Here is a 9,038-nt window from a genome sequence, read left to right on the forward strand (position 1 = left end):
GTGGGGGGGAAGAAGGGAGCTTTGGTGGCGTCTTTGGGGAAGAGGTTTGTTCCCAAAAGGGGGGCTGTGGAGGGCAAAAACCCACTGTGGGAGCGAGCCTGCTCGCGAAGACGGCCGAAAGCCCAACCCACCTATCAGGCGGATACATCCTTCTGTGGTCCACCACCGGCGGTAATCACCTGCACGCTCATCCGCGGCGTTGCCAGGTCCATCCCGGCTTCATCCATATGCCGCTTCAGCGACAGGTTGAACGCCCGGGAAACCTCCCACTGTTTGATCGGTGCAGTCTTGAACCGGGCGCGCAGGATCGCGTTGCCGGATTCGAAACTCTCCACACCCTGAATTTCCAATGGCGACCAGATGTTGCGCCGTTGCAGCGGGTCGGTGCGCATTTTCTGGCCGACATCGCGCATCAGTTTGATCGCGTTGTCGATGTCCATGCTGGCCGGTACGGCAACGCGGAAGATCGCGTAGCCGAATTCCCGGGAGTAGTTCTTGATGCTCTTGATTTCGCTGAAGGGAATGGTGTGGACGATGCCGTCGATGTCCCGCAGGCGCACGGTGCGAATGGTCAAGCCTTCGACAGTGCCGAGGTGGCCGCCAACGTCCACGTAGTCATCGATGGCCAGGGAATCTTCGATGATGATGAACAGCCCGGTGATCAGGTCGGCTACCAACGATTGCGCGCCGAAACCGATGGCCAGGCCGATCACACCGGCACCGGCCAGCAATGGCGTGACGTTCATGCCCATGTTCGCCAGGGCAACGATCAGCGCAATGATGAAAATTGCCACGAACAACACGTTGCGGATCAGCGGCATCATCGTCTGAGCCCGGGCGTTGGCCAGGCCTTTGCGCGAGCGGGTGAGGGCGTGGTGCACGGCGGTGTCGCTGAGGATCCAGATCAGCCAGGCAAAGATCAGCGTGCCGCCGAGGCTGAACAGTTTGACGCTGACCTCATGACCTTCGCCTTCAGTGAACGCAATCAGTGACATGCCCCACACCCGCAGACCGAGTTCGATGAAAGCCAGCCAGACCAATAGGTGGGCGAGGGTGTAGAAGAAGTTTTTCAGACGTTCGGAATACAGCGCATGGCGCTTGGCACCGCGTTGCGGTTTGAGGGCATGGCGGCGTACCAGGCCGTTGATGACCATGCATAACACCAGTAGCACGGTGCAGATCAGCGACTGACGCAAGGCAGTGCTGGTATCGCCGGCCGAAATGAACGTCGCGAACAGTGAAATACCCACCAGCACCAGCGCCGGTACGAACCAGAAGGTGCCGAGAATTTCGATTGTGTCGCTGAGGGCGCGGCGGGTCAGGCGCCGGGACAGCGGCTGGTTGCGGATCAAATGGGCAATCGGGCGGCGGAAGCGCAGGATGAACAATCCGGTGGACAGTGCCGCCAGGACGTTGGCCACGGTGGCGGCGGTATGTGCCAGATGCACACCCAGACTTTGGATCAGGCGCGGGTCATTCAGGGCTTCACCGAACGCGGCGAAGCTACCGATCAACCAGAGCGGGTGAAAGGCCTGATGCCGCAGGATGTACAAGGCGCGGTGGCGGTGCGGGCCGTCGAGCAGGGAGAAGGCGATCACGCAGATCGCCGAAAAGCAGGTGCCGACCACCAGTGCATAGGCCAGCACCATGGCCAGGCTTTTACCCAGTGACGAAGGCAGCGCGTAGCTCATGTACACGGTGATGACCAACGCGATCAGCCACGGACCGAGCTTGCGCAGGGCAAAGCGCAACATGTCCAGGGCCCTGGGGTGTTGCGGCAGTTCTTCGGTCAGGCCGAAACGCATGCGTACCCTATGGCTGACCCAGATCAGCGCCGCCGCCAATAGGCTCCAGATCATCAGGATCATGGCGAAGGCAAAGATGATCGGCAGCCACTCATTGGCTGGCAGCACCAGCGCGGTCAGTTCGTCCCGGGCCTGGTCGAACTCGTTGGACCAGCGCATGAGCGGACTGTCGGCACCGGTAAATTGTTTTTCGAAATTGGCCAGGGTCCCGCCGATCAAACCCAAAACGCCTTCTTCCGTCGTCGGCTGGGCCTTTTTCGTGGCATCGCGCAGCTTCTTCAGATCCGCCAACAGTTTGGTGCGTTGCTGGTCGTTTTCCAGTGACTTGATCACTTCGTCGAGGGATTGCCCCAGGGGTTCCTGTGCCTCCGGCTGGGTCTTCGCCGAACTGTTGAGCAGGCTTGGCAATCCCACCGCCTGGGCAGGCGCCATTGGCAGCAGCGTCATCAGGCAGACAAGGAAGAGGCAGGGCAGGGCAAAAAGACGGGCGAACACTGGGCGGTCAACCTCGGAGTGAGCGGGTCGACCGAGTGTACGAGCCCGTCGGAATCAATGCGAGTCGAGGGGGCGTATTTATTCGTTGAGCTTGGCGAGGATCTTGATGACCACGGTGGCGAGGATCGTCAGCATGCCGATCCACATGGCGAACACGCCAGCGTTCTTGTCGCGAAAGTTGAAACCGATTGCCAGCAGGATCATCCCGGCGAGAATCGGAACGAGCATGGCGTGGAACGAAGACAACGAGATCATGGGCACAGCCTTGTCTGGAGGGATGTTTGGAGTCTAGGTGGGTTTTTTATGGAGGAGGGTGAGGTGTATCAAATTTGAGTCGCCAACAACATGAAATCAGCGTTGCCTGAGCAGACGCCTTCGCGAGCAGGCTCGCTCCCACAATTGAAACGCATTCCAATGCGGGAGCGAGCCGGCTCCGGGCGGCGATCCGACGAAGTTTTTGGGATTACGGCAATTCGCGGCAAGCGTAGAACGCGCTCAGCACTTTGACCAGGTGCGCCAGGTCATGGCTGCCGCACAGTTCGCGGATCGAGTGCATGGCGAAGGTCGGCAAGCCGATGTCCACGGTCCGTACACCCAGGTGGCTGGCGGTGATTGGGCCGATGGTCGAGCCGCAACCCATGTCGCTGCGCACCACGAAGCTCTGCACGGGGACTTCCTCGGCCATGCACAGGTGGCGGAAGAAGCCGGCGGTTTCGCTGTTGGTGGCGTAGCGCTGGTTGGTGTTGACCTTGATCACCGGGCCGGCGTTGAGTTTCGGTCCGTGGTTGGCGTCGTGCTTCTCGGCGTAGTTAGGATGTACGCCATGGGCGTTGTCGGCCGAGACCAGCAGGGATTTCTGGATGGTGCGTACGAACTCATCACCTTCTGGCAACAGGCGTCGCAGCGTTTGTTCGAGCATCGGACCATCGGCTCCGCAGGCCGAGCATGAACCGACTTCTTCGTGATCGTTGCAGACCAGCACACAGGTTTCGTCGGTGTTGGCGGTCAGCAACGCTTGCAGGCCGGCGTAGCACGACAGCAGGTTGTCCAAGCGTGCACCGGCGATGAAATCACCGTGCAGGCCGATGACGGCAGCGCTTTGCGTGTCGTAGAAGCTCAGCTCGTAATCGAGCACCACATCGGCGTTCAGGCCGTGCTCGCGGGCGAGTTGGTCGGTGATCACGGCGCGGAAGTCCACGCGCTCGTCACCGGCAAATTGCGCGAGGACCGGTGGCAGTTCGGTTTGGGCGTTGATTGCCCAGCCCATGTTGGCTTCACGATTGAGATGGATAGCCAGGTTCGGGATGATGGCGATCGGTGCCTTGAAGTCGATGAGCTGGCTTTCGACTTTGCCGTCGCGGCGGAAGGTTACGCGCCCGGCAAGCGACAGGTCGCGGTCGAACCACGGCGCCAGCAAGGCGCCGCCGTAGACTTCGACACCCAGTTGCCAGAAGCCCTGGCGTTGCAACTCCGGTTGCGGCTTGACCCGCAGGCACGGGCTGTCGGTGTGGGCGCCGACCAGGCGAATCCCGCCGTGCAGCGGCGAGTGACGGCCCATTTTGATCGCGACGATCGAAGAGTCGTTACGGGTGACGTAATAACGACCATTGGCCTCGGTATGCCATGGCTCGCGCTCGTCGAGGCGTTGATAACCCGCCGCTTCCAGACGCTGAACAAGGCTGGCGGTGGCATGGAACGGGGTAGGGGAGGCCTTGAGGAAGTCGATCAGGCCTTGGTTCAACTCTTCGCGCATAAGTAGCTCCAGACAGCAATGGCGCCAGTTTAACGTATTGGCTCGCGGCATTGCAGACACAATGCCGTGTGGTGTTCGGGAGCGGCGAATGACGTGGGTATTGGGTCAGCCCGTAATCAGATTGCCATTAAGGAACACTTCACGACGTTGCTTGCGGCCGACATGTTCATGCTTGCTCGCCAGGTACACCTGGTCGAACTTGTCCCGGGATATACCGGTGAACTGTCCGATGTACCCATCGACCAGCCGATCGTAATCCGCTTCTGTGATGAATTTATAAATCTCCCGGCGATAGAAAAAACCGAGCTGGAATCCGAGGGTTTCGCTGAGGTGCGCTGTAGAGCCCGCGAAGCAGTTTTCAAAGTCGATGGCTTTCAGCGGTTTGTGCGTCGATTTGGGGATCATGATGTTGCCGATCCAGAAATCCATGTGCGTGATGTTCTTTCGTGACAATGAACTGAGCAGTTCGAACGCTTTGAGAATGAAGGTTCCCACGTTCTCCGGATTGCGTTTCAGCCATTTCACGCCATCGACATAGTCTTCGAGCAGACGCGTCAGAATGAAATACTCCTGGGTCAGGCCCAGCCGGTCACGGGTGTATCCAAAGCCTTGCAGCGGCGGCATTTGTACGCCACGGCGCTGAGCCTCAAGGGTATTCATCAGTTCTTCCAGCGGCCAGTCGAACCGGCCATTACGCTGAGGCTTGCCCAGCGTCACCCGAACTTTAGCCTTCAACGTGTCCAGCGGCTGAACCTTGGCAAACAGCGGTGTATCGCCCGACGCCAGCGGTGCGCTGGCGCGGGTGAGCTTTTGAGCACGCCGTTTGTTGATCAGTTGTTCCAGGGATTGCCGGGCTTCGACACTGGGTTGTTCGGTCAGGTGCAGGGTGGTGTTGCCGAAAATGAACGTGACGGGGTAATCGCATTGGAGCGTTTTACTGCTAAGCACGGGGGCATCCTGCCTGATATCTAATTGCCATCATTTTATGTTTCATTACAAAAATATGACAATATTTTCACGCCATTTTCATGTCGTGTAAATTGTAACGGAAAATAAAAAAAGCCCTTCAAAGGAAGGGCTTTTTCACGTCGGGAGTCAATTAAAAAGGTGCAGGACACTCGAAGCGCAAGCGTTCGCCGGTCTGAGGATGCGTGAAGCTGAGCATGCTGGCGTGCAGACATAGGCGCGGCCAGGCGGCCAGGGCTTGTTCGTGGGCATAGAGCCCGTCGCCCAGCAGCGGGTGGCCGATGGATAGCATGTGCACGCGCAATTGATGGGAGCGGCCGGTGATCGGCGTGAGTTCCACGCGGCACCAGTCGCCGCATCGCTCCAGTACGCGCCAGAACGTCAGGGCATGTTTGCCGAATTCATGGTCAACCACATGACGCGGCTTGGTCGGTGGATCGTAGCGCAGTGGCAGGTCAATGCTGCCGCTGTCCAGCTCGGGCTGGCCCCAGCACAGTGCGGTGTAGGCTTTTTCGGTTTCACGGTCGTGGAATTGTCGCGACAGCTCACGGTGTGTATCGGGATCCCGGGCCAGCAGGATGATGCCGGAGGTTTCCCAGTCCAGCCGATGGACGATGAGTGCGTCCGGATAGCCGTTTTCCTGCAGACGGGTAATCAGGCAGTCCTTGTTGTCGTCGGCCCGGCCGGGGACGGAGAGCAACAGGGTCGGTTTGTTCACCACCAGAATGGCGGCGTCCTGATAAAGGATATGGACGTTGGACAACGGCATTAAAACAGCCTCGTAACAAACGGCAACGGCGGTTCAGGCCCCCCCGCATTAGCGCGTGGGACCTGAACCGCCGTGGCTTCCGCCGGATCGACTCAGCGATCTGGCAGGGTGATGTTGAGTTCCAGAATCGAGCAACTGCCCTGGCTTTCCAGTGCGACATGCACGTCATCGGACCCGATATTGACGTACTTGCGAATCACCTCGACCAGTTCCTTCTGCAAGGCTGGCAGGTAGTCCGGGGTGCTGCGTTGGCCGCGTTCGTGCGCCACGATGATCTGTAGACGCTCTTTCGCTACCGACGCGGTGCTTTGCTTTTTGTTGGCACGAAAGAAGTCAAAAAGGTTCATTGCTTAGTTGCCTCCAAACAGGCGCTCGAAGAATCCCTTCTTCTGTACATCGAGGAAACGATGTTCCACGGTTTTGCCCAGCAGGCGGTCAACGGTATCGCTGTAGGCCTGGCCGGCATCGCTCTGGTCGTCGAGGATCACCGGAACGCCCTGGTTGGATGCCTTGAGCACCGCCTGGGATTCAGGGATCACGCCGAGCAGGGTCACCGAGAGGATTTCCTTGACGTCTTCTACGCCGAGCATTTCGCCTTTGCTCACACGCTCAGGGTGGTAACGGGTAATCAGCAGGTGTTCCTTGATCGGGTCTTCACCGCGTTCGGCGCGACGGGACTTGCTGGCCAACAGGCCGAGCATGCGGTCGGAGTCACGAACCGAGGACACTTCCGGGTTGGTCACGACGATCGCTTCGTCAGCGAAGTACATGGCCAGGTGGGCGCCTTTCTCGATACCGGCCGGAGAGTCGCAGACCACGAACTCGAACTGCTCCTTGAGCTCCATCAGGACTTTTTCCACGCCTTCCTGGGTCAGCGCGTCTTTGTCGCGGGTCTGGCTGGCAGCCAGCACGTAGAGATTTTCCAGGCGCTTGTCTTTGATCAGGGCCTGTTGCAGGTTGGCTTCGCCGTTGACAACGTTGACGAAGTCGTACACCACGCGACGCTCGCAACCCATGATCAGGTCGAGGTTACGCAAACCGACGTCGAAGTCGACGATCACTGTTTTATGGCCGCGCAGAGCGAGACCGGTACCGATAGCGGCGCTGGTGGTGGTCTTACCCACACCACCCTTGCCGGATGTAACCACGAGAATCTTGGCCAAGGTGTTTCACCCCTAAGGAAAAAGGACTTTTAGCCCCTGAAAATCATCTCTTGAACACTACTGCAGTCGAACAGCCTTGGCTGGAATTCGGTTCTGGGCGGCATTTACGCTGGGTAAACACTGCTTGTGGCCTTTTTCCTACTTCGTTTGAGCCGTTTTCGCTACGTTTTAGAGATGTTTGGAAAATGCGGCAGTATCCGTTAAAGCCGAATGATGTTCAACACATCGCCGGACAGGCTGACCTGTACGCCCGAACCCCATAAAGGGTCGCGACGCAGATCTTCGGACACCTTGTAATGGCCAGCGATGGAGACCAGTTCAGCGCTCATTTGCTGACAGAAAATCCTGGCTTTCGTGTCGCCTTTGACTCCGGCCAATACACGACCACGCATGGGGCCGTATACATGGATGTTGCCATCGGCGAGAAGTTCCGCCCCCGGGCTGACCGAGGAGATCACCACCAGATCGCTGCCCTGGGCATAAATCTGCTGCCCGCCGCGTACTGGCGAAGTGATTATTTTCGTCGGCTTGATGGTGGGCTCCGGTGGTTTTTCCGGTTTTTTCGCAACAGTGCCTTCGTTCAGGTCCAACGGACGCTCGCGGGCACCGGACGGTGGCAGCACCGGCAGGTCGACGGCGATGGCGGCCGCAATGTCTTCGATGCGGCTGGCACGAATCGCCAGGGTCCGCAGGCCGTGCTGGCGGCAGATGCGCATCAGGCCTGGCAGATCGACCACGCCTTCGTTGGGTGCAAGCTTGTCCAGGGCCAGTACCAGCGGTGCATTGCTGAAAAAACCAGGGGCCTGGGCGACCTTGGCGGCCAATTGCCGATCGAGGCCTTCGAGGTCGTTACGGGCCAGTTCCAGCACCGTAATGGCGAGCATGCTGCCCTTTAGCTGGAACACGGGATCTTGGTCTAGCAGTTCGGTTTGGCTCATGGTCGGCATACAACGACTTGTCACTAAAAGTGCCGAGACTTATAACGAGAACGCCCGCGGGCCGCAAGCCGGGTTGAACGATGTAGAATGCGCGGCCACTGTCTATGCGGAAGCTTCAATGGATCGCCCGAGTTTTAGAACATCCTTTCTATCTCCACGTTTCTGGCCGCTGTGGTTGGGCCTGGGGCTGTTGTGGCTGATTGTCCAGTTACCATACCCGGCATTGCTGTGGATCGGTCGTGTCCTGGGGGCCTTGATGTATCGGGCGGCCGGCGACCGACGGCGCATTGCCAAGCGTAATCTGGAGCTGTGCTTTCCTGAAAAATCCGCAGCCGAGCGCAAGCGCCTGCTCAAGGAAAACTTTGCCTCGACCGGCATCGCGTTTTTCGAAATGGCGATGAGCTGGTGGTGGTCGCGCGAGCGCCTGGCGAAACTGGCTCACATCGAAGGGCTGGAGCATTTGCAGCAGGCACAGCGTGACGGCAAGGGCGTGATCCTCATGGCGGTGCATTTCACCACCCTGGAAATCGGCGCCGCGCTGCTTGGCCAGCAACACACCATCGACGGCATGTACCGCGAACACAAAAATCCGTTGTTCGACTACGTCCAGCGTCGCGGCCGCGAGCGGCACAATCTCGATTCGCTGGCGGTGGAGCGTGAAGACGTGCGCGGCATGCTCAAATTGCTGCGCTCAGGCCGGGCGATTTGGTATGCACCGGACCAGGACTACGGCGCCAAGCAAAGCATATTCGTACCGTTGTTCGGCATTCAGGCAGCGACCGTCACCGCTACCAGCAAATTTGCGCGACTGGGCAAGGCGCTGGTGGTGCCGTTCACTCAAGAGCGTCTGGCGGACGGCAGCGGTTATCGCCTGGTGATCCATACGCCGCTCGAAGGCTTCCCGGGAGAAACCGAGGAAGAGGACTGCCTGCGCATCAACCAGTGGATCGAGGGCGTGTTGCGCGACTGCCCGGAGCAATACCTTTGGGCTCATCGCCGCTTCAAGAGCCGACCACCGGGCGAACCCAAGTTGTACGCCAAACGCGGTTGATCAATCGGACCCTGTGGGGGGGGGGGGGGGGGGGGGGGGTGAACAAAAAAAACAGGGGTTCTGAGCTCCCAAGCTCACTTTCTCTGCCATCTCCAAAC

General features: G+C 59.1%; 9 protein-coding genes. 1 reads left to right on the top strand and 8 read right to left on the bottom strand.

What is annotated here, in order from left to right; genetic code table 11:
• Positions 1-134: 134 nt before the first annotated feature.
• From ACSFE6_RS29595 to minC, 8 genes are all read right to left on the bottom strand, one after another.
• Positions 135-2,300: a mechanosensitive ion channel family protein gene (locus ACSFE6_RS29595; protein ID WP_435430921.1), complete on the bottom strand. Its 2,166-nt coding sequence runs from the start codon at positions 2,298-2,300 to the stop codon at positions 135-137.
• A 78-nt stretch (positions 2,301-2,378) separates the two neighbouring features.
• A complete protein-coding gene (locus ACSFE6_RS29600) occupies positions 2,379-2,555 on the bottom strand; it encodes a hypothetical protein (protein WP_435430922.1) in 177 nt (58 codons plus the stop codon).
• A gap of 208 nt (positions 2,556-2,763) precedes the next feature.
• Positions 2,764-4,053: a M18 family aminopeptidase gene (locus tag ACSFE6_RS29605; protein WP_435430923.1), complete on the bottom strand. Its 1,290-nt coding sequence runs from the start codon at positions 4,051-4,053 to the stop codon at positions 2,764-2,766.
• A 105-nt stretch (positions 4,054-4,158) separates the two neighbouring features.
• Positions 4,159-5,001 carry a hypothetical protein gene (locus tag ACSFE6_RS29610; RefSeq protein WP_435430924.1) on the bottom strand — a complete coding sequence of 281 codons (843 nt, stop codon included), beginning with the start codon at positions 4,999-5,001 and terminating at the stop codon, positions 4,159-4,161.
• A 151-nt stretch (positions 5,002-5,152) separates the two neighbouring features.
• Positions 5,153-5,788: an RluA family pseudouridine synthase gene (locus ACSFE6_RS29615; protein ID WP_435430925.1), complete on the bottom strand. Its 636-nt coding sequence runs from the start codon at positions 5,786-5,788 to the stop codon at positions 5,153-5,155.
• A gap of 92 nt (positions 5,789-5,880) precedes the next feature.
• Entirely contained in the window at positions 5,881-6,135 is a 255-nt protein-coding gene (minE, locus tag ACSFE6_RS29620; RefSeq protein ID WP_007974947.1) for a cell division topological specificity factor MinE, read from the bottom strand.
• A gap of 3 nt (positions 6,136-6,138) precedes the next feature.
• Entirely contained in the window at positions 6,139-6,951 is an 813-nt protein-coding gene (gene minD, locus ACSFE6_RS29625) for a septum site-determining protein MinD (protein WP_435430926.1), read from the bottom strand.
• 200 nt (positions 6,952-7,151) lie between these two features.
• Entirely contained in the window at positions 7,152-7,889 is a 738-nt protein-coding gene (minC, locus tag ACSFE6_RS29630; protein ID WP_435430927.1) for a septum site-determining protein MinC, read from the bottom strand.
• A 118-nt stretch (positions 7,890-8,007) separates the two neighbouring features.
• Between minC and ACSFE6_RS29635 the strand changes: the two genes are divergently transcribed.
• Positions 8,008-8,940: a lipid A biosynthesis lauroyl acyltransferase gene (locus ACSFE6_RS29635; RefSeq protein ID WP_435430928.1), complete on the top strand. Its 933-nt coding sequence runs from the start codon at positions 8,008-8,010 to the stop codon at positions 8,938-8,940.
• Positions 8,941-9,038: the final 98 nt, after the last annotated feature.

It is taken from the genome of Pseudomonas baetica (assembly GCF_051216495.1).
GTDB lineage: Bacteria > Pseudomonadota > Gammaproteobacteria > Pseudomonadales > Pseudomonadaceae > Aquipseudomonas > Aquipseudomonas baetica_B.

Bases quoted from the DNA above. Each gene is read 5' to 3' on its own strand.
- ACSFE6_RS29615 (WP_435430925.1), bottom strand. From the start codon at position 5,788: ATGCCGTTGTCCAACGTCCATATCCTTTATCAGGACGCCGCCATTCTG.
- ACSFE6_RS29605 (WP_435430923.1), bottom strand. From the start codon at position 4,053: ATGCGCGAAGAGTTGAACCAAGGCCTGATCGACTTCCTCAAGGCCTCC.
- ACSFE6_RS29600 (WP_435430922.1), bottom strand. From the start codon at position 2,555: ATGATCTCGTTGTCTTCGTTCCACGCCATGCTCGTTCCGATTCTCGCC.
- minE (WP_007974947.1), bottom strand. From the start codon at position 6,135: ATGAACCTTTTTGACTTCTTTCGTGCCAACAAAAAGCAAAGCACCGCG.
- ACSFE6_RS29635 (WP_435430928.1), top strand. From the start codon at position 8,008: ATGGATCGCCCGAGTTTTAGAACATCCTTTCTATCTCCACGTTTCTGG.
- minC (WP_435430927.1), bottom strand. From the start codon at position 7,889: ATGAGCCAAACCGAACTGCTAGACCAAGATCCCGTGTTCCAGCTAAAG.